Origin of the sequence: Parapedobacter pyrenivorans (assembly GCF_014636865.1) — a bacterium.
Classification (GTDB): Bacteria; Bacteroidota; Bacteroidia; order Sphingobacteriales; family Sphingobacteriaceae; genus Parapedobacter; species Parapedobacter pyrenivorans.
Genome location: NZ_BMER01000001.1, coordinates 1,629,042 through 1,648,728 on the forward strand (window position 1 = coordinate 1,629,042; position 19,687 = coordinate 1,648,728).

The following is a 19,687-nucleotide window of genomic DNA, read 5'->3' on the forward strand; positions in this document are numbered from 1 at the left end:
GGACAGAATATTCATAAACTAACCTAATTATCTATCATGAGTGAACAATCATCTGTAAGCCTGCAATCTGCGAAGACGCAAAAGAAGACAACCGAAAAACGGAATGCATCGAATTATTTTTTACTTCCTTGGGACAATGCGAATGAGAAGACTATACACAAAAAGGTAATTGATAGCTTCTTACTAGGAGGTAAGCCAAACTTTCACTATATCTATTATGGTGAAACCGAATTTGATAAAAGTAGTCGAGTAATGATCAAAAAGGCTACTTTCAATCAAGACAAAATAGAAGTATATGTTTCGGTAGGTGATGAAGGATTGCGGGTAGGCTGTTCCTGCGATGGATGTGTTGACGGTTTATGCAGTCACGCATATTATCTAATGAGAAGTTTTTCAGAAGTGTCGTTCCCCTTTCATAAACTGTCGCATGATTTTCTTTCGAAAATACCTCATCCCGAACTTGTGGATATTTCAGTCAGTCATAACGACGTTTGGTTTGAATACAGCAAAGATAAAAGCTCTTTGCTGCCACATAATGCCCTCTTCGGAAAAAAGCAGACTGATGGGTTTGGCAGTATCCATTCCGGTGGGCGATTTTTCGATCGCTCCAGAAGTTTGGTATACGGACTCCAATATTGTGCTAATACCGGATTTATGCCTGTTTTGTTACCTTATAGCGTTGTGCCGGCAAAAGGCGGAAATAGTGATAAATCGTATTCAGATATTCAAAAATCTAGTTTGTTAACATTGTCGCTCACTCCATTTAACCTCTCCCAAAAGGATTCATTTCTCCATGCTATTTCCAAAGAAATGCTTGCTCTTGTGCATAGTCTTGAAAATGAAGAGGCCGGGCGGACGAAGGCTGATTTTAAAAAGAACATAGCTTTTTATAATGAAGCAATTGACCATGATTCGGTTATCGAAGCAGTTCTTTTAAATCTTTGGAAAAAGGCCTTAGTTGAGCTTGATGGACAGGATGTGATTAGTTTCCGACAGGATTTCGGAATTTCTTCAAGACATCGCGTGGGTGGATATGCTGGACGAAAGTCTTCCATGTCAACCACTCCGTTGGACATCTGCTTTGAATTGTCATACGATGGCATCGTTTTTAAGTTGAAAATGCTGTTGTATAAGGGGGAAGAGTATATCAAAGACTTTGAATTCTTGGGAAGTTGGGATTCTTATTTCCTATTGTCACTTCCCTATAGAGAAATTTTCATTGCGTCTTCGGTTCGCGATGAGAGAACAATCAATTGTTTTCGGTATTCGCATTTCAGTATGTCTGTTTTTCCTGAAGATTTTGAAAATTTTAAACACTCGTATTTGATTCCCCTGGCTGAGTTTTATAGTGTTAATCTTTCCTTGAGTGCCGACAGTCCACAGCAATTTACTTCTAGTGTTCCAATTCAAGCAATAAGCAGACAGGTTAAGTTGTATATTAAAGGAGACTATTTGGTCATGAAACCATCAGTTTGCTACGAATATGGGTTTGAGGCAAATCCATTGACCAAAGGGACCTTGTTTTTTGACAAGAATGAAAACGGAAAACAAGTGTTTGTAAGAGATAGACTTTCTGAATCCCTCTTTAAGAAGCAATTGATTGCCTTACATCCTGATTTCGAATGGCAAGTAGAGGAGGGGTTTTTTTATCTGCCTCTGAGTCATATAAAGAAAAGTTATTTGTTCGGTCAAATGATCGCTAAGTTAGAAGATAATCAAATTCGTATTCACCTAGCCGACAGTCTTGCAAAGTTTAACGTTAAAGTACGGAACATCAACGTGGTTATAAATGTCACATTGAAGAATAGTTGGTTTGACGTTCGATTGCAAGCATTTATTGGCGATCAGCCTATTACTTTTTCTAAATTGATATCTGCAGTTAAAAAGGGAGACCAAGAGATAAAATTGAAAGATGAGCTTATCGGGCTAATATCGGGACAAGATAAGCAACTCTTGTTGGACTTTTCGGTACTAGGCGACATAAGAAGTAGTGGCTTTAAAATACATAGTGGTCATTTTACTACGATAAAGCAATTAGGAAAAGATTTCAATAGATTTCAATTTGATGCTAGTTTCAAGAAGTTTAAGCTCCAATCCCTCGATAAAATCCAGCCGCTACCCAAACCCGAAACCGTACAGGCGGTGCTGCGCCCCTACCAAGAAATGGGATTCAGCTGGATGGGTTTCCTCCGCGAATTCGGCTGGGGAGGCATCTTAGCCGATGATATGGGCTTAGGTAAGACGCTACAGATTCTCACGTTACTCGATTACCACTACCAGCAATCGCCTGAAGCGCCGGCGTCGTTGATTGTTGTTCCTAATTCGCTTTTGTTCAATTGGCAGCAGGAAATCCAAAAATTCGTCCCGCATCGACCGGTAATTGTGCACCACGGAACCAATCGTGATGCTCAGCTCGATTGTGAGACGGGCCAGTTGGTGCTTACTACGTATGGAACGTTGATCGGGGATGTTGAAATGCTTCAAGCCAACCATTTCAGTTACTTGGTCTTGGATGAATCCCAGGCCATCAAGAACCCGCTATCCAAGCGTTTCGAATGTGCGCAGGCTGTTCCGGCGGAGTACCGGCTCGCATTGACGGGTACACCTATCGAAAACGGTATAGCGGATCTCTTTGCTCAGCTGGATTTTGTTAACCCCGGCTTCCTTGGCACATACGGCCAGTTCAAGAAAAATTTCCCGGGTATTGGCGACGGTACGGCCAGCAAGGAGACTAAGGAATCGTTGCAACGGATCATTGCGCCGTTTCTGCTAAGGCGTACCAAAGCACAGGTGGCCAAAGACCTGCCGGAAAAAACGGAGATGGTACTTTATTGTGACATGCTGCCGGAGCAACGAAAAATATATGAGCGCTATCGCAAATATTTCCGCGGAGAATTGGAAGGTAAAGTAAGTGAGGGAATGGATAAGGCGAAGTTTTTTGTATTGGAAGGGTTGATGAAATTGCGTCAAGTGTGCAATTCTCCCTCGCTGATAAAAAGTGAGAATTTACCCAATGTATCTGCAAAGTTGGACGAGATGAAGGAGCATGTCCTCGAAAAGACACAGGGGCATAAATTGTTGATATTCTCATCGTTCACCGCTATGCTGGGCTTGATGAAAGCCGAGCTTGAAGCATTCGGTATTTCCTATGCCTACCTGGATGGGAAAGTGCCGGGCGACCAACGGCAGGCCCAAGTGGAGAAATTCCAAAACGACGAGGCCTGTCGTGTATTCCTCATCAGCCTCAAAGCCGGTGGTACAGGACTGAACCTTACGGCAGCCGACTACGTATACATCCTCGATCCATGGTGGAATCCTGCCGCGGAGGCACAAGCCATCGACCGATGCTATCGTATCGGGCAGGATAAACATGTAATGGCGTATCGGATGATTTGCAAAGATAGCATCGAAGAGAAAATCCTCAACATGCAGGCCAGCAAGAAAGCATTAGCAGATTCGCTTATCCAAACAGATGGAAGCGTGCTGAAAGCCCTGAACAAAGACGATTTGTTGCGATTGTTTGATTAAAACGTTTGCGATACGGCTAAGTAACCTTTCATGTGTTTGAACCCTTCTTGACATCCCCACTCCGCATGGGGTGGGGTGCTTGGAGGGGACCAACTAACTATTCAATGTTATGGAACCTAAAATAACCTCGTATGCCGGAATGCTTGATCAAAGCGATTTCAAGCAATGGTACAAATACGTGGATTTCCGGATAGCGTACCAATACACTGCCGAAGAAGTGTCTTTCTTGATGAGTAAACCGCCTTATTATTTTTCCGACTACGAAATCATATCCAGCGCATCGCGATTGAATAACGATGATCAGGACGTGTTGTCCGATATTTTTAATGGTTCAACGCCGAAACAACTCGAATTGGGTGAGGATGATTTTGGGCATTTTGAGAAACGGATTATCCGCGTGAAGCGTGTGGAAGAGGCTAAACAGACTGGCTTTGCCATAACCATCCCATGGAAGATAGAAAAAGGCCCGAAGCAGCTAAGCTTTCTTGAGCGGAAAAGACGCATTAGCATTTCAGAAATAGTTGAAATCCGATTGCGGTGTGAGCAGGCGATAAGCAGGTTGATCGCCCTGGGTTTTTTTAAACAAGATCGGCTAGCGCTCGATATTTACCGTGAAGTGGAGAAGCGATGCCGATGGTCGCCACAGCTGCGGCCGTTGTGTGTGAAACAGGTGCTTTATCAGCAGATCAATGCCGGCAAGCTTACGCTGAAGATGTATCTTGGTCGACTTCATTTCCGAGAACGGGGGAGTTGACTTTGTATTATGTCAATATTTCCTAATTTTACATGAAATCGGTAATCATATGCAAGCTTCGATTGTTCAACCACAAAATGAGAAGCAGCTCAATGCGGTAGAGTCCGTTATTAATATCGATTCCTTCAACCCTCAAGCTCACCCCAATCCAGAAGACAGTCCGCTGTACCAAATTATATTATTACCGGATCCGGTAACAATTGCCGTTGATTTCACACCTTATAAAACCTCGCCCCATTCGTTATTGTTCTTGAGTCCTTATCAGCATATCGAATGGAAAAGACCTTTTCCGAAGTCGGCTTTCCGGATCTTATTTCATGGCGATTTTTATTGCATCGAATACCATAAAGCGGAAGTGGCCTGCAATGGGCTTTTGTTCAATAACATCTACCTCCAACCTTTTGTGTCTTTGGATAGCGATACCTATTTAAAAATTGAGCAGATCGTCCAAGAGATGAACAGGGAGTTGGATGATAGCTCTCATTTTTCAGACGCAGTAATCAAATCGTATCTGCAGCTCATTTTAGCCTTATCCAGTAAGGTTAAAAAGAAACATATCGACTTCGTATCGTTAAAAAGCAAAGCCCAGATGCATGAAGGGTCGCTGTTTCAGGAGTTATTGGAAGCACATTTTTCCGACGAAAAATCAGTGAATTTCTATGCAAGCCAATTGAATATCAGCCCGGAAACATTCAGTAAAAAGATAAAAACGCAGCTGGGCAAGTCGCCCTCCACGCTCATCCAGGAGCGTGTGGTTTTGGAATCAAAAAAATTGCTGCACCTCACATACTTGTCGGTAAAGGAGGTTGCCCTGAAACTGAATTTCGACGATGAGCACTATTTCAGCAGGTATTTCAAAAAGAACGTCGGTGTTTCGCCATCCGAATTCCGGGCACAGGTCGGCATTTCGATCGTGGCTTCAAAATAGTTCATGACAAATACGGATTTGTCCATTTCCCAGGTCTTCATACCCTTGTATCTTCGCGTTGTAAAAAAACGAGTGAATCTGATGAAAAATCTACTGCTTTTTTTGGCCGATAGCCAACGGATCTTTGTGAATTTTCTAAGGGTCGCGATTTTTATCGTGATGGCTTGGATCGGCGGATTGAAGGCCTTTCAATACGAAGCTGACGGCATTGTTCCCTTTGTGGCGAATAGTCCGTTCATGAGTTTTTTCTACACAAAAGATGCTCCGGAATATCAACAATATAAGAACCCGGAGGGAAGAACCGTAATGAAAAACATCGAATGGCATAGCGCCAATGGTACGTATTGGTTTTCCTACGGACTGGGAACCGTGATCGTCATCATTGGGCTGCTTGTGTTGGCAGGGATCTGGTCGGCCGGAATCGGAATAGTCGGCGGGTTGCTGACATTCGTGATGTCCATCGTGACCCTTTCATTTCTGATAACGACTCCGGAGGTATATGTGCCCAATTTAGGCGGAGACTTCCCGACGCCACATTATGGTTTCCCTTACCTCTCGGGTGCCGGTCGATTGGTGCTGAAAGATGTGATCATGATGGCGGCTGGTTTGCTAATCGCTTCGGAGGCCGCCCAACGGTTATTGAAGCGTATTTGATGGTTTTGGTATTTGTTTTTCCGTTGTGAATTTGACACATTTTGCGAAAAAGGAAAAAATAGGTTATTTTTGTATCAAACGATTTATCATGGCTGCCGGTGCACGCTTAAATGTCGATATCAATATTTCTTTTAGTCAATTGGTGAGTGTCGTTCGTCAGTTACCGCTGAACAAGAAAAAAGAACTCATTTCGTTTTTACAAGAAGATGAGGAGAAATTAGCATTAATAAGTGGAATTAAAGAAGCTGTTGAAGAAGTAAATTTGGCTAAGAAAGGGAAAGTTCAGCTTAAGTCTGCTAGAGCTTTTCTCGATGAGTTATAACCTGTTTCTGACCGATCGCTTTCAGAAGGAAGCGAAAAAATTAAATAAAAAGTATCCATCTTTTAGAGGTGATCTTGAAAATTTCATCGACGAGTTGGAAATAAGCCCAATTCAGGGCACACCATGGGTAAATCGTGTTATAAAATTCGATTGAGGATTTCTGCTAAAGGTAAAGGAAAAAGTGGAGGGGCCCGTGTGATTACACATGTCCACGTCTCGGAAGCTATCGTTTACCTATTTATGATAAGGGTGATAAAGAATCCTTGGCGAACGGAGAACTTGAAGAATTGATGGCGCAAATTCAGGATGATAAGTCTTTGTGAAACCAACGATAGCTAGCATGAAACGGATTTTCGACTTACGCCTTAAAGGGCTTCTCTATGCGGTATGTTGCTTCATACTGATTGCGCCGGGCCAGGCGCAAACCTACCGGGACAGTCTGCTGGCATCGCGGCAGGCCAAGCTGGATCACTTTGCAAAAGACCCGACTGCTCCACTGAAACAAACAGATATCCAATACCTACACCATTACGAGCCCGACAGCGGCTATCGTGTACAGGCAACCATCGAACTGCTGTTGAATGAACTGCCTTTCCGGATGCCGACTTCCGATGGTACGAGCAAGGAGTATATACGGTATGCCAAAGCCCGGTTCAGTATCGATGGGGAAGCATCCGAACTGACGATCTACCGGAGTACAGATTTATTTGTCAGCCCCGCGTACCGCAACCACCTTTTCCTGCCCTTCACTGATGAAACCAATGGCGGAGAAACCTACGGTGGGGGCCGATACATCGATCTGTCCGTGACGGATATTCACGATGGTCGCATTGCCATCGATTTCAATACTGCGTATAATCCATATTGTGCATACAGTGGCGGATACCGCTGCCCTGTGCCGCCTGCCGAAAACCAGCTTCCCATCGCAATCAAGGCGGGTGAAAAGAACTACACGGGCCCCATACGGCAACGGCCGCAGCCGTCGGTGCCGCCGAAGCCGCTGACCGAGGCGGAACGTGATCTTATCCTGGCTGGCGATACCGCGCAACTGCTGCGGGTAATCCAGGATACCGTAGCTGCAGAAACCCGTATCCTCCGGTCGCTATCCAACGATATTGATCCGAAGGATACACTGCTACCGCTCCTCGCGAACCGGATGTACCTTGCCGTGACGGATTCGCTGCATCCCGGTGTGGGCATCGCCGCTCCGCAGGTGGGCATCAACCGAAACGTCATCTGGGTGCAGCGCTTCGACAAACCGGACGAACCGCTGGAACTATACCTCAATCCAAAAATCACCTGGCGATCCAAGCTGCTGCGTAAAGGCTTGGAAGGCTGCCTGTCCATACCGGATACGATGGGGCAGGTGCTTCGCAATTATACCATACGGCTCAGTTATCAGGATATAGCAGGTACACATCACGAGGAAATGATAGAGGGCTTTACCGCGGTGGTTTTCCAGCATGAGACCGATCACCTCTATGGCATCCTTTTTACCGACCGGCTTGCTGAGCAGGAAGCCAATGCCTACCACTTGATCAATGCGGAAGTGCAGTTATATTTGGAACAGCGGCTACGACGGCAATAATTACAGGTAACGCAGCCATTTCTTTTCTTTATGGGTGCTTTTATAGCGGCTGTACCAACGGCATAGGGGGTAAAGCAGCGCCACGACACCTACCCACACCGCGTACACACCCCATAGTGGTAGACCACTGGGTGCTTCCGGGCGACCGAAATTGAAACCGAACCTGAAATCGGCAACCGTGAAGCCTTGGAAAAACAGCACGAGGAAGAGTAGTAAATGGATGATGTACCAATGCAACAGGTAATAAAAGAGCGGGACACTGCCGTATAGCTTAACTATCCCAAATACCCGTCCGCTGAGCCTTTCAGCAAGGCTGAGCAGCAGAAACATACTGCCCAGCATCAATAAATCAAACAATAATGAAGGCGGATATTTGGTTACATTGATGAAGGAAAGGAATGTATACAAGTCGTTTTTCTGGATGCCCCATGCCGCGGGATCGCCGTAACCGTTGACTAACCGGACCAGTATAAAGCTAACCAGACAGCCAACACCGATAAGCAGAAAAGTCCGGCTGCGTTTTGCCTTATCCAACTCCATTAACGTCCCCGCCCAATAACCAACCAAAAGAATGGCGATCCAAGGGATCGGGGGATAGCCCACAAGCAAATTACTACCCCAAGGGAGGGGAATGAGGCCGGGATTGACAAGCTGGGATAGCGGAAAGAAGCTATATGTACTTATTATGAATACCCCAATCAAGCCGAGTATAGGGGGTGGGGTACCAAGCAAAATGCCCAATAATATCAAACCCAGACCGATGGCGGCAATGACCTGGGCAAGGAATACCTCAAAATGAATGTCAAACCAGATGCCGAAATTCACCACGGTAAACTCCAGCAGGATAAGCCATAACCCTCGCGTAATCAGTAATTTTCTGGTGGTACTGGTATCAGCGGGTCTTCGGAAGGAGAGGTATACCGAGGTGCCCGAAAGAAAGACAAATATCGGCGCACACAGGTGTGTGATCCATCGGGTGAAAAACAGCGCTGGCGTCGTTGTCGCTAGGTTTGTAGGGTCTTCAAGGAGAGCGGATTCGTGAAAGAGGTCACGGATATGGTCGAGCGCCATGATGATCATGACTACGCCGCGGACGAAGTCTATAGACTGGATTCGAGAGCTGTTTGCGTTCGACATCACCTAATCGTTTTAACAAAAGAACGGATAAGAAATGGGATTTGAAAAATTCGGGACCTGGCTGATTGGCGCCGAGGCCGAATTGGTATTGTTGGGCAGCGGGGTTGTTTCAAAAACATTAGCGGAAGAAGGTTTTCAGTTTGATTTTCCGGAAATAACAGATGCATTTCGTAATTTAGCCCTGTAATCACTTCCATTTGAGTTCATCACACCAATCATATGATGCCATTGTCGTCGGCTCTGGTCCTAATGGGCTCGCCGCTGCCATTACCTTGCAGCGAGAAGGTCTCCATGTGCTGCTGCTGGAAGCGAAAGATACCGTGGGCGGCGGAATGCGTACGGCTGAGTTAACGTTGCCGGGGTACCACCATGATGTCTGCTCGGCGGTCCATCCGATGGGCGCAACCTCGCCGTTCTTGCGTTCGCTGCCATTACGTGATTTCGGCCTTGAATACCTCCATCCCGAAGTGTTGGCGGCTCATCCGTTTGATGACGGCACAGCGGCGGCGCTGTATCAGTCACTGGATGAAACCGCTGCTGGACTGGGAGAAGATGGCGAGTCGTATCGTCGGCTTTTTGAACCATTGATCGAAAGCTGGCCGCGGATTGATACGCATGTACTTGGCCCGATGCTGAAAATCCCACGACATCCAGTTGCCTTGGCACAATTTGGACTGAAATCCCTTCAATCGGGAAGGCAGATTGCTGCTCGCTTCCGTACCATGGGGGCCCGCGGTCTGTGGTCGGGTATCGTAGCCCACAGCATGATTCCATTGGAATCCCTCACCGCTTCGGCAATCGGATTTGTGCTTACCATAGCTGGCCACCGTGGTGGTTGGCCCATTCCAAAGGGCGGATCGCAAAATATTGCCGATGCGCTGAAGAAATATTTTCAGTCACTGGGAGGTGTAATCCAGCTGAATACAACCGTGACTGCACTTGCCAATTTGCCCGAATCGAAAGCGGTATTATTCGATACTTCGCCGCAGCAACTGCTTAAGATATGTGGTGATAGGCTATCTCCGCTTTATCGGTGGCAGCTGAAGCGCCATCGGTATGGCATGGGCGTATTCAAGGTGGATTGGGCATTGAGTGAGCCGGCACCGTTTGCTGCCGTAGCCGCACGCAAAGCCGGCACGGTGCATCTGGGCGGAACATTTGAAGAAGTAGCCTATGGAGAACGGCAGGTATGGCGAGGTCAGTATCCGGACAAGCCATTTGTGCTGTTTGCACAGCAAAGTGTATTTGACGCTACACGCGCGCCGATGGGAAAACACACGGGTTGGGCTTATTGCCACGTGCCGAATGGGGCTACAAAGGATATGACCAAATCAATTACCGATCAGGTGGAACGCTTTGCACCGGGATTCCGGGATACCATATTGGCTGAGCATACCTTGAATACCGCCGAAATAGAAGCCTATAACCCGAATTATATCGGCGGCGATATCAATGGCGGGGTCGTCAATATTGCCCAGTTGTTCAACCGCCCCATACTTGGGTTATCCCCTTATCGCACTTCGGCCAAAGGTATTTATATTTGCTCGGCATCGACGCCGCCGGGAGGAGGTGTGCATGGAATGGGCGGGTTCTATGCAGCTACGCAGGCATTGAAAGACATTTTTTAGCTAACTATTTTTATCTAACTATTCTTTATTTTGTTATGTCATCATCAAACATAAAACTTACCGAAGATTGGGCCGTGGTATTTTTGGGCTTTCTCATTATTTTACTGGCTGTTTGGGGGCTGTCTATTCCGATCCCCATGTATGAATGGAATGACGGGGCAGCATTGGTGTCGTTATTTACCGCTACCAATGGGGTCAGTGTTTTTTTTCAGTTCTTGTTTGCTTATGTCATCGTCATTATTGGCGCTTTCATTACCGGAAAACCCGTCAAATCCCAGTTTTTGGGATTTCCCTTGGTATTTCTCTTGACACTCGGCTCATTGATCTTGTCCGGAAACTCGTTTTTGAATGAGTTGGGGTTAGAGACGGTGATTTTTAGTTTATTGATCGGTTTATTGATCGGGAACCTATTCCGGCTGCCCCGATGGTTCAGGGACTCCCTGAACGCAGAATTGCTGGTAAAGATCGGGCTGGTGCTTTTGGGCACACGCGTCATTTTTTCGGATATTCTGAAGGCAGGATCTTTGGGTTTGGTGCAATCACTCATTGTTGTCCTGTCGGTATGGTATTTCGCATTTTGGCTGTGCCGTAAACTGAAGGTAGACGACGAGTTGACCATGATGATCTCCAGTGCCGTATCGATTTGTGGAGTTTCCGCTGCGATTGCAACTTCGGGTGCGATCAAAGGAGATTCGAAGAAATTATCATACGTGGTATCGATGGTGTTGATTACCGCCATACCGATGATGATTGCGATGCCTTACCTCGCCAAGGTTTTCGGGCTTTCACAGGAGGTCACCGGCGCTTGGCTGGGTGGCAGTATCGATACCACGGGTGCGGTAGTGGCTTCCGGTAGTTTGGTGGGCGAACGGGCACTGGAAATCAGTACCATTGTGAAGTTTTCGCAGAATGTGCTGTTGGGCATCGCTGCTTTAGCCATCTCAATCTATTGGACATATCGAGGTGCCCCGAAAGGCGAACAGGTTGAAAAGCCGAGTCTGGCAATCATTTGGGAACGTTTTCCCAAGTTTGTATTGGGTTTTATCGGCGCATCGCTGCTGTTTTCATTCGTGCTGGACGCGGCAACCGTGACCCAAGTAAAGGGCGGTGTTAAGGAAATTCAGGGGGTATGGTTTGCCTTGGCGTTTACCAGCATCGGTCTGGAAACGAATTTTAAGGAACTATTAGACCATAATAGTATCAAGCCGTTTTGGGCCTTTTTAATCGCGCAGTCGTTTAACATATTGATTACGCTGGCCGTTGCGTGGTGGCTTTTCGGGTAACCTGTCGCAACGGGATACCCGCTTTTTAGGAAGCGCCAGGGGGGATTTATCACAATTTTGGAAAAATAATAGTCTACTTAGTTGATGGATTATGAGTGATTCCGTATGTTTGTAGGCTGCTAATAATAGGCGGTAGACACAACGAGCGCAACATAAGTAAAAGTAAATGATTCAATCCGTAAGAGCCAAGGTTATCAACTTCACCGCTAATAGAATAACTGCAAGACATATTTCCATTGGAATGGTTTTTCTCAAGCTCGTGTTGGTGGCCATTGTATTGGTAAAATACCTTCCTACCGCTAGCGTGAGTGATTGGCATGTGGATTCTACGTTTTTTTGGTTTGTGCTGGCTGGGTTTATTGCGCAGATTGTCGATGGTGCACTCGGGATGGCGTATGGCGCGACATCGAGTGCGGTACTGCTTGGGTACGGCCTTTCCCCCAAATTGGCTTCCGCTGCCGTACATTCCGCAGAGGTATTCACCACCGGGGTTTCTGGGTTGTCGCATATTAAATTGGGTAATTTTGATAAGCCGTTATTTTTCAAGTTGATCGTTCCAGGGGTACTTAGCGCGTCACTGGGTGCGTTTTTACTGGGGACTGTCCTTGATGGTGGCTACATTAGACCATTTATCAATGCATATTTACTCATTTTAGGAGCAATAATCTTATTGAAATCGGTGCGGAAGAAGCTCGAGATAAAACGAAATGTGAAGCATGCCCCCATACTGGCTGCTTTCGGTGGTTTTTTGGATGCCATAGGCGGTGGAGGCTGGGGACCGATCGTGACGTCCAATCTGATCAGCAAAGGAAATGCGCCGGCCAAGGTAATCGGTACGGTGAATACTGCTGAATTCTTTGTAACGTATTTTTCTGCGGGCATATTGATTTACTTTACCGGCATCCAAAGCTGGCAGATTATCCTAGGATTGATTCTAGGGGGTAGCCTGGCCGCGCCATTAGGGGCATATATAACCAAAAAAATTCCACAAAAGACATTGTTTGTCATTGTAGGATTGTTGATTATGATCACCTCACTGTATTCGTTGTTGAACGCATTTTCTTGATAGCCGAAGCATCGTTCTTCAGCGTCCTTAGCTAGCCTCCGCTGCAACACGCATATTTTCTTCCTATTACAGGTATCTTTTCTTCCTTTTAATGTCTACTAAATCAGTATACTTTTGCATCGGCGCTGCACGATAAAATGCTTGTGATGCATTTTCGTTCAATGTCTTAACGATACAAAAGTAAGCTGATTTTCGATGTTAAAACCAATACGTATTCAACTAAAGGTACTGGGTGTGTGTATCCTCGTAGCCTTGGAACTAGGGGTAGCGTTATCTGCTAATGCCCAAGAGACCAAACCATTGATCAATGCTACACTAGAGGGCGTAGTACTGGATGCCAATACGCAGGATCCGCTGGCCGGAGCCACGCTGCAGCTTGCCGGTGTCACCCACATGACCAAGACAGACAGGAACGGGCAGTTTCTGTTCGTGACGGGGCAGATGCTGCCGTTGACGGTGATCGTCTCTTACGTCGGCTATGCTACGAAAGAGGTAGTGGTAACGGAAAGCCCGGCTACGATCGCATTGGAACGCAGCGCAACAGGTTTGGGCGAGGTTGTGGTGACCTCTAGGCGTCGGCGGGAATTGCTTCTTGATGTGCCGATTCCGGTCTCGGTAATCGGTGGTGCGCTGGCCGACGAAGCGGGAGCGTTTAATGTAAATCGCCTAAAGGAACTGGTGCCTACTGTGCAGTTGTATTCCTCCAATCCACGCAATACGGGATTAAGCATACGCGGGCTGGGTACGACATTCGGACTTACCAATGACGGCATAGATCCCGGTGTTGGTTTCTACGTGGATGGCGTTTATTATGCACGCACGGCGGCAACGACACTTGATTTTATCGATATCGAGCAGATTGAAGTATTACGCGGTCCGCAGGGGACCTTATTTGGCAAAAATACCGTAGCGGGGGCATTCAATGTCACCACCCGAAAGCCAACATTCACGCCGGAAGGCAGGGCCGAACTGAGCTATGGAAATTATGGATTCATCCAGGCAAAGGCATCCGTGAGCGGTCCGCTGACCAAGCATTTGGCTGCACGCTTATCATTCAGCGGTACCCAACGGGATGGGCTGCTATACAATGTGGCTACACAACAACGCCTGAATGACCTGAATAACGTTGGGCTCAGGGGACAACTCCTATATGTGCCGACGGAGAATTTGCAGGTATTGGTGACAGGAGACGCGTCCCGCCAGCGGCCGAATGGCTATGCCCAGGTGTTTGCTGGGGTGGCACCGACCCAGCGATCGGCGTATCGGCAGTTTGAAAAAATTATCGCCGACTTGGGATACGAGCTGCCAAGTCGCAATCCGTTTGACCGGCTGATAGACCACGATACCCCGTGGCAATCTGGGCAGGACCTGGGAGGTGTTTCGGCCAATGTGGATGTAAAGGTCGGGCCGGGTACGCTGACATCCACCACGGCTTGGCGGTATTGGAATTGGATGCCTTCAAATGATCGCGATTTCACGGGACTGCAAGGCCTTGCACTGTCACAAGCCCCATCGCGTCACGAACAATGGTCGCAAGAGGTGCGTTGGGCAGGAGACTTCTCGCCCAACTTAAGTGCGGTCGTTGGGCTTTTTGCGTTCGGACAATCGCTAAATGCCGACCCGGCACATACCGAAGAGTCAGGAAGGGATCAATGGCGCTTCTCGCAGAATTCGGAAAGCCCACTTTGGCAGACACCGGGCCTGTTGGAGGGATATGGAATCAAAACCTACCCCAGCCTAAAAACCTTTAGCGGGGCGGTGTTTGCACAGGTGGACTGGGCGATTACCCCACGTCTGCGATTGCTCCCGGGTATCCGGCTGAATTATGACGATAAATCGGTGAATTTCCGCCGGGAGACCTATGGCGGTTTAGAAACCGATGACCCCGATCTATTGGCCATAAAAAATACGGTGTACAGCGCACAGGCATTCGAAGCGGATATCGACGATACGGACGTTTCGGGGCAATTGACGGTGGCTTTTAAAGCGACCGATAAAATCAATACATTCGCAACATTCTCAACCGGATTCAGACCCGTAGGACTGAACCTGGGTGGCTTGCCCAGGGAAAATGGGCAAACCATGCTCGAACTGGCTGTAATCAAGCCGGAAAGGGTACGCCATTATGAAGTTGGCGTGAAAGCGCAGCCCACACGCAATGTATCGTTGGGACTGACCGCATATAATACCGATGTAGCCGATTACCAAGCACAGGTGCAAGCCGCTGATTTAGCTGTAAATCGCGGATATTTAGCCAATGCAGAAAAAATACGCGTCCGAGGTCTGGAATTCGACGCCAACATACGGTTTAATAATTTCCTCTCCATTTATGGCGCACTCGCCTATACGGACGGCAAATACGTGACGTTCGTTAACGCCCCGCCACCGTTGGAAGAAACCGGCGGCCCTACCTTTAAGGACATATCGGGCGGTGAGCTGCCCGGTATATCCAAGTGGGCGGCCTCGTTTGGTGGGGAAGCCGCAACGAAAACAGTAGACTTCCTGGGGCAGGCAGGAGAATTTATTTTTGCATTGGATGGCTTCTACCGTTCATCGTTCTCTTCCAACCCATCACCCTCTGCGTATCTTGTCGTGGATGGCTACACGTTGTTGAACGCGCGCGCGGGTTTCCGAACGATAGCGGGAGCATCACTTTTCCTATGGGTACGGAATGCGTTCGATACCGATTATTTCGAACAGTTATTGCCGGGTGGAGGAAACGCAGGTCACTATGCAGGGGTATTGGGCGATCCGAGAACATACGGTGTTACGTTGCGGTATGCTTTTTAGTATCCGCCAAAAATTGTATTTTCCATGCCAAAAAGTGCGGAAGGTGCGTATTGTTCGTGCCTCCCGCACTTTTTGTTTGCTTATTATTTTGTATTATCGGTTTTTTTTGCAAACTTGTTGGCCCGCTTTTTTGCATTCCACACTGGGCCTTGCCAAGAAGGAACGCAAAGTAATGATCAACCGGGATAGATGTTTGGTCAAGGCTCCAGCTTGGCCTAAGGACAGGTGAGAGGAAATAATTGTTTAGTAGTTACATTTAAAAGAGCTTGCCATGGAAACCTTGAAGTTTGAAACGTCAGTAGGCGCACCGTCACAGTTGGAAAAGCTTTCGCACTATCTGGACGAGGTGCCGAGTGTTGTCGATTGGTGCATGGATTATTTTTCCAACCATTTTTTACTTTCATTAAAGGGGATTAATATCAAAGCGCTGGATATTATCAAAGCACTCGAAAGCCTGGGAATCGACGCCACGCAGGTCTACGAAGAATAGTTGCGCTAAATCTACCAAACCGTTTCTGTGTAATTATAAAATCTATTTGTTGAATAGATTTTATAAGTTTTGTCGCGTCTTATACCCCACCGCTTTTAACTAAAACAATAAGCGAAAACTTTGTGTGGTAGTTATTTAGTGAATACAACATAAATAATCTACTAATTCAGTAGTCTTTTTAGGTGAAAAATAATATCTTTGCTTCTGCAACAAAGGTAGGACACTTATAATTCATGCCTAATCGGTTCAATATGGCGCAACGGGATATTTTGGCAAAAATAAAGCAGCTAAGGAAAGGGCGAGGCTTATCACAGGCCAATATGGCGGAGGCACTGCATGTCGCCCTCAAAACCTATCAGAATATTGAGGTGGGCATTACCCGTATTGATATCGATCGCCTAGGGCAGATTGCTGATGTATTGGGCGTGGCGCCGTACGACCTATTGGATGGCAGTAATAAGGGGAATAATGAAGACCTGATCCGAGTCATGAATGAAGAGAAAGTGTTGTACGACAAAATCATTACGGATAAAGAGGCTTATATCGCACAGTTGGAAGACAGCATCCGCTTTTATCGGGAAATCCTTCGGGAGGACCGGGCCGTTTAGATAGAATTAACGATGCACCAATGAATACCATTACGTCCAAATTGCCGGATACCGGCCCGTCGATCTTTACAAAGATGTCGCAATTGGCGGCTCGGCATCAAGCAATTAATCTTTCACAGGGTTTTCCCGACTTTGATTGTTCGCCGCGGCTCGTTTCGTTGGTATCGCAGTACATGCGAGCAGGGTATAACCAGTATGCACCCATGGCGGGGGTAATAGCGCTCCGCGAACAGATCAGCGCGAAGGTGGTTGCCACTAAAGGGGTATTTTATGACCCCGATACCGCCATTACCGTTACCGCAGGGGCTACCCAAGCACTTTTTACTGTGATGGCTGCGCTCATTCATCCGGGGGATGAGGTAATCCTGTTTGAGCCGGCTTATGATTCGTATGCACCCAGTGTCCGCGTATTCGGTGGCATACCCAAGGCGGTGCCCTTGTTGGCTCCTGATTTTCATGTCGATTGGGCAACTGTGGAGCTGTTAGTGACCGACAAGACGAGATTAATCATTGTCAACTCCCCCAGCAATCCGACGGCCCGTGTTTTGGCGGATTCCGACTATCGCCAGCTTGTCCGTATTGTCCGTGATACCAGCTGTTATATCTTGAGTGATGAGGTATATGAGCATATGGTCTATGATGGGCGGTCGCATGTAAGCGTTGCGCACTATGAAACGCTTCGCGAGCGTGCGTTTGTCGTTGCTTCTTTCGGTAAGTTATACCATACTACGGGGTGGAAGGTGGGGTATTGTTTGGCGCCACCACAGCTTACAGCAGAATTTCGAAGGGTACATCAGTTCAATGTATTCAGTGTGAATACGCCTGTGCAATATGCACTGGCGGATTTTCTGCGTGACGATCATGCATACATAGCGCTCAGTGCATTTTTTCAAGAGAAACGCGACTTCCTGATTGAGGCACTGGAAACTACACCCTTTCGTCCATTGCCTTGTGAAGGCACGTACTTCCTGCTCGCCGACTATTCGGCGATCAGCCAATTACCGGAGCAAGCTTTCAGTGAAGCGCTGACCGCACGACACGGTGTGGCTACTATTCCAATTTCGGCGTTTTATCATGATACGCGAAATCAGCACCTCATCCGCATCTGCTTTGCGAAGAAGACACAGACGTTGGCACAAGCGGTTGAACGATTGCGTAAAGTAGTAGCGCTTTAAATGCGACGTTATCCAACCTTCCTTACCCCTGTGGTCGCTCCACCTTCCAGGGTCAGGTTTACGGGTTTGTTTTGTTTCCAGGCACCGCGGGTAAAGTCCGGCAGGTCCAGGGATCGCGAGCGATTGGTTACCGATTGTTCACTCAACGGGATCACGCTGCTCCAAGCAGCGCCATCATACACGTCCATATCGAGCGGAAGCCCGTTGCGCAAGCAATCGATCAATCGCCAGTCCATCATGAAGTCCATGCCGCCATGTCCGCCTACCTGCTTGGCCATTTCCCCGATGTGTTTGATTAACGGCGGAGTATATTGGGTATACAACTCCTTGAGCTCTTCATCCTTCACCCAATCGTGGCCAAACGCGATCCGCTCGGGCGATGGCCACTTGGATGCTACCCCCTTTGTGCCGCTGATTAGGTGTATGCGGGAGTAAGGCCTCGGCGAGGTAACATCGTGCTGCACCATCATCGTCTTTCCCTTGGCCGTGTGAATTAGTGTCGTGTTCATGTTGCCACGGTATGATTTGCCAACAAAGGGCTTGAAAAACGGATCCTCGGTTGCTTTTGCCGCAGCTGTATCTGCCATCATGAAATCGTTGGTAGACATCGATACCAGGTAATCCATCTTATCCCCCCTATTGATATCGAGGCATTGAGCAATGGGGCCAAGGCCGTGCATCGGATACAGGTTTCCGTTATGCTTGGCATTCATCTTCAATCGCCACATATCGGCATAACCATTTTTATCGAAATTGAGGCTCAGCAAATCATGGATATAGGCACCTTCGGCATGCAAGATTTCACCGAATAGGCCTTGGCGGGTCATATTGAGCGTAAGCATCTCGAAGAAATCGTAGCAACAGTTTTCGAGCATCATGCAATGCTTTTTCGTCCGTTCTGACGTTTCGACCAATTGCCAGCACTCATCCAGTGTGATGGCAATTGGTATTTCGCTTGCCGCGTGTTTGCCGTGCTCCATGGCAAACACCGCCATGGGGGTGTGCAAGTCCCATGGTGTACAGATGTATACCAGGTCGAGCTCCTCGTTGGCGACCATGTCTTTCCAACCATCCTCGCCGGAGTATTCCTTAGCTTTAGGGAGGCCCGCTTTTTCCAAGATACCTTGCGCCTTCGTTGCCCTTGCGGGATCCTTGTCGCACAGGGCTTTGATTTCAACACCTTCGATACGCGACATGCGGTTCACGGCACCGGGGCCACGCTGACCCAAACCGATGAAGCCAATGCGGACGTTATCGATTTTGGGAGCGGCATAACCGCTCATGTTGAAACGTTGCGGGCGCGTTGGCTGGGATTCAGTTGCCCCCAAGCGGCTGTCGTGATTTGCTTCACGCGCTACAGCGGGCAGTGCAGCCACCGCTCCGGAAAGAAGGGTAGCGTTTCTCAGGAAATTTCTGCGGTTATACTTCATATTCGGTTATTTTGGATGGCAACTGCCATGTATATCATACGATTTGCTGAACAAGTATAGGACAGTTTGCGGAGTTATCAAAATCTTGGAGCAACGCAACCGTTTGTTTGAATTTTTGGATGTTGTTTTAATGAAGTTTGAGTTGGTACTGAGTGGGATTGTCACCAGCGCCCGAAAATTATAGTTGCAATTGCCAGGGGACTAATCGGGTCGAGATATATCCAACTGCGCCAAAAGTCAATATTTTCGTATTGTTTTGGCGTATATTAAATAATTAAAACGCGCCAAAAGTCAATTATTTTTTAT

The 19,687-nt window shown here is 47.4% G+C and carries 16 protein-coding genes; 14 read left to right on the forward strand and 2 right to left on the reverse strand.

The genetic code is table 11. The features are described from left to right. Positions 1-36: 36 nt before the first annotated feature. From IEV98_RS06390 to IEV98_RS24415, 6 genes are all read left to right on the forward strand, one after another. Complete coding sequence (locus IEV98_RS06390) at positions 37-3,528, forward strand: DEAD/DEAH box helicase (RefSeq protein ID WP_188505046.1); 3,492 nt, start codon at positions 37-39, stop codon at positions 3,526-3,528. Positions 3,529-3,637: 109 nt separating this feature from the next. Further along, positions 3,638-4,282 carry a hypothetical protein gene (locus IEV98_RS06395; protein WP_188505047.1) on the forward strand — a complete coding sequence of 215 codons (645 nt, stop codon included), beginning with the start codon at positions 3,638-3,640 and terminating at the stop codon, positions 4,280-4,282. A gap of 49 nt (positions 4,283-4,331) precedes the next feature. Beyond that, on the forward strand, positions 4,332-5,210 hold the full coding sequence (locus IEV98_RS06400) for a helix-turn-helix domain-containing protein (protein ID WP_188505048.1): 879 nt from the start codon (positions 4,332-4,334) through the stop codon (positions 5,208-5,210). 81 nt (positions 5,211-5,291) lie between these two features. Continuing rightward, a complete protein-coding gene (locus tag IEV98_RS06405; protein WP_188505049.1) occupies positions 5,292-5,864 on the forward strand; it encodes a DUF417 family protein in 573 nt (190 codons plus the stop codon). A 25-nt stretch (positions 5,865-5,889) separates the two neighbouring features. Further along, on the forward strand, positions 5,890-6,186 hold the full coding sequence (locus tag IEV98_RS06410) for a hypothetical protein (protein ID WP_188505050.1): 297 nt from the start codon (positions 5,890-5,892) through the stop codon (positions 6,184-6,186). 340 nt (positions 6,187-6,526) lie between these two features. Further along, positions 6,527-7,774, forward strand: a complete 1,248-nt coding sequence (locus IEV98_RS24415) for a DUF1684 domain-containing protein (protein ID WP_229738606.1) — start codon at positions 6,527-6,529, stop codon at positions 7,772-7,774. On the opposite strand, the gene IEV98_RS06425 is transcribed toward IEV98_RS24415, so the two are convergent. Further along, the gene (locus tag IEV98_RS06425) at positions 7,775-8,911 is read right to left on the reverse strand and encodes an acetyltransferase domain-containing protein (protein WP_188505051.1); all 1,137 of its coding nucleotides are present in this window, start codon (positions 8,909-8,911) and stop codon (positions 7,775-7,777) included. 34 nt (positions 8,912-8,945) lie between these two features. On the opposite strand from IEV98_RS06425, the gene IEV98_RS06430 reads away from it, so the two are divergent. From IEV98_RS06430 to IEV98_RS06465, 8 genes are all read left to right on the forward strand, one after another. Next, positions 8,946-9,098 (forward strand): DUF1731 domain-containing protein, encoded by a 153-nt coding sequence (locus IEV98_RS06430; RefSeq protein ID WP_188505052.1) that lies wholly within the window; start codon positions 8,946-8,948, stop codon positions 9,096-9,098. A gap of 10 nt (positions 9,099-9,108) precedes the next feature. Continuing rightward, positions 9,109-10,539: a phytoene desaturase family protein gene (locus IEV98_RS06435; protein ID WP_188505053.1), complete on the forward strand. Its 1,431-nt coding sequence runs from the start codon at positions 9,109-9,111 to the stop codon at positions 10,537-10,539. Between the two features lie 35 nt (positions 10,540-10,574). Further along, positions 10,575-11,822 (forward strand): YeiH family protein, encoded by a 1,248-nt coding sequence (locus tag IEV98_RS06440; protein ID WP_188505054.1) that lies wholly within the window; start codon positions 10,575-10,577, stop codon positions 11,820-11,822. Between the two features lie 166 nt (positions 11,823-11,988). Beyond that, complete coding sequence (locus IEV98_RS06445; protein ID WP_188505055.1) at positions 11,989-12,888, forward strand: sulfite exporter TauE/SafE family protein; 900 nt, start codon at positions 11,989-11,991, stop codon at positions 12,886-12,888. Positions 12,889-13,083: 195 nt separating this feature from the next. Next, on the forward strand, positions 13,084-15,678 hold the full coding sequence (locus IEV98_RS06450) for a TonB-dependent receptor (RefSeq protein ID WP_188505056.1): 2,595 nt from the start codon (positions 13,084-13,086) through the stop codon (positions 15,676-15,678). Between the two features lie 271 nt (positions 15,679-15,949). Then, the gene (locus IEV98_RS06455) at positions 15,950-16,168 is read left to right on the forward strand and encodes a hypothetical protein (protein ID WP_188505057.1); all 219 of its coding nucleotides are present in this window, start codon (positions 15,950-15,952) and stop codon (positions 16,166-16,168) included. Positions 16,169-16,401: 233 nt separating this feature from the next. Beyond that, entirely contained in the window at positions 16,402-16,776 is a 375-nt protein-coding gene (locus tag IEV98_RS06460; protein WP_188505058.1) for a helix-turn-helix domain-containing protein, read from the forward strand. 20 nt (positions 16,777-16,796) lie between these two features. Further along, positions 16,797-17,951, forward strand: coding sequence for a methionine aminotransferase (locus tag IEV98_RS06465; protein ID WP_188505059.1), 1,155 nt, complete (start codon positions 16,797-16,799; stop codon positions 17,949-17,951). 8 nt (positions 17,952-17,959) lie between these two features. On the opposite strand, the gene IEV98_RS06470 is transcribed toward IEV98_RS06465, so the two are convergent. Next, positions 17,960-19,381: a Gfo/Idh/MocA family protein gene (locus tag IEV98_RS06470; protein ID WP_188505060.1), complete on the reverse strand. Its 1,422-nt coding sequence runs from the start codon at positions 19,379-19,381 to the stop codon at positions 17,960-17,962. Between the last annotated feature and the right edge of the window lie 306 nt (positions 19,382-19,687).